This window comes from Campylobacter sp. GB48 (assembly GCF_049221845.1).
GTDB classification, from domain to species: domain Bacteria; phylum Campylobacterota; class Campylobacteria; order Campylobacterales; family Campylobacteraceae; genus Campylobacter_D; species Campylobacter_D lari_C.
In genome coordinates this window covers 1-1640 of sequence record NZ_JBMJAR010000048.1, presented here as the reverse complement: position 1 = coordinate 1640, position 1640 = coordinate 1, and the positions used below count along the sequence as shown (strand labels likewise).

Here is a 1640-nt window from a genome sequence, read left to right as displayed (position 1 = left end):
TGAGCAAACTATAAAAAATAACAAAACCTCAGAAGTAGGAGCTTTATATACCGAATTCATTACTTTAGGACATATGCAAAATATCATAGGTTTTAAAAATGTCAATGTAGGGGCAAAATATTTAGAAAATACCCTGCTTTCTAAAGACACTAATGTGGGTTTAAGTAATACTTTGAATGTAGGAACAGATCAAGAAGTAAAAATCCATAAAAATAGCTATGAAAAAGTAGGAGAAAATAAAAAGGTAGAAATAGGCAGAAACTACGAAGAAAGAATTACAGGAGAATACACAAGTTCTGCATCATCTAATAGAAAAACATTTATTAGAGGTTATCATCATATAGAAAGTCAAGGAAAATATAGTGTTCATACAGATTCTGAACTTGTAACAGAAGCAAAAGGCAATATTCAAGAGCATACAGAAAAATCTATCTTTATGGTTGCTAAAAAAGATCACTGTGTTAATGCAGAAAATGTTTCATCTTTAGCACAAAAAGACAATACTATTGTAGCGCACAATAGAATAATTAATCAAGTAAAATCCACTTCTATAACGACCACAGCTAAAGAAGTTATTATCCAAGTTGGAGGGGTTCAAGTAATTATAGACGATAAAGGTTTAAGAGTAAAAGGAGGAGATTTAAGGGCAGATTAAGTGATATAAATTTTATAAAAAATATAATCAAAGTATTTTAAAAAATTTTAGATTTTGTTATTAAAAATAAAAAATTATAAAAAAGGAAATAAAATGACTAAAGAAAAAATCATTTCTTATGAAGAAGTTCAAGCTAATCCTATGCTTAAATGGTTTTTTGACCGAGAAATCAAACATAGCATTAAAGATAAATATTATAAAGAATGGCAAGAATTTATCCATAAAGAAGGTATAAATGTAGTTTGCATCATAGAAGATCCAAAAGATAAGGATATTCTTGAGTTAGATCCATGGGATAGAAGGACAATATTAGATCCATTATTTAGCGATGCTTGGTCTTATGATTATGAATTTTTTGAATTTATTTTACAATTTGTAAAAGATCAAACATGGTTGAATTTTTTACTTAGATGTAATGCAATTGGTTGGCTTGCAGATGAGCTGGATTTAGAGCATACAAAAAAAATTATTAAACTTTTAGTGGGTAAGGGAGCTAATATCAATGCTTCTTTTTATGATAGCGATGGACAATACAAACCTATAATCTTTCATACTATCCCCTTAGGCCTTGCCAGTAAAACAGAAAGAGCTAATAAATTAGAACTTTTACATTTTTTATTAGAACTAGGAGCAGATCCTAATCTTAAAAATTCAGAGGATGAAAATTTACTGCACAGTTTTCTTCTTTCAGAAGAGCAAAAATTTGCTAATGCTTTAATCGATAGTGGTAAAATAAAAGATATCAATGAAATCATAGAATATAATAAAGGAGCGATTTATTATGGAGAGAGTGCTTTGATATTGGCTGTAAGAGAGTGTTATTCTAGCACAGTTAAAAAACTCATTGAAGCAGGAGCCAATGTGAATGTTTTTAATCATTTTGGAAACTCAGCTCTTGATCTTATAGAAAATAAAAGCGAAACCATAAAAAAATACCTTCTTAAAGCAGGAGCTAAAAGCTCTTTAGAACTTTTAGGCAGTGAAG

1 protein-coding gene and 1 pseudogene are annotated in these 1640 nt (G+C 29.1%); both read left to right on the top strand.

All coding sequences use genetic code 11. From position 1 onward, the window contains the following. A pseudogene (locus ACOTVC_RS08650) lies at positions 1–655 on the top strand (VgrG protein); the annotation flags it as partial. A 93-nt stretch (positions 656–748) separates the two neighbouring features. After that, positions 749–1640 (top strand): ankyrin repeat domain-containing protein (locus tag ACOTVC_RS08645; RefSeq protein WP_421628349.1); only part of this gene is annotated, 892 nt, incomplete at its 3' end.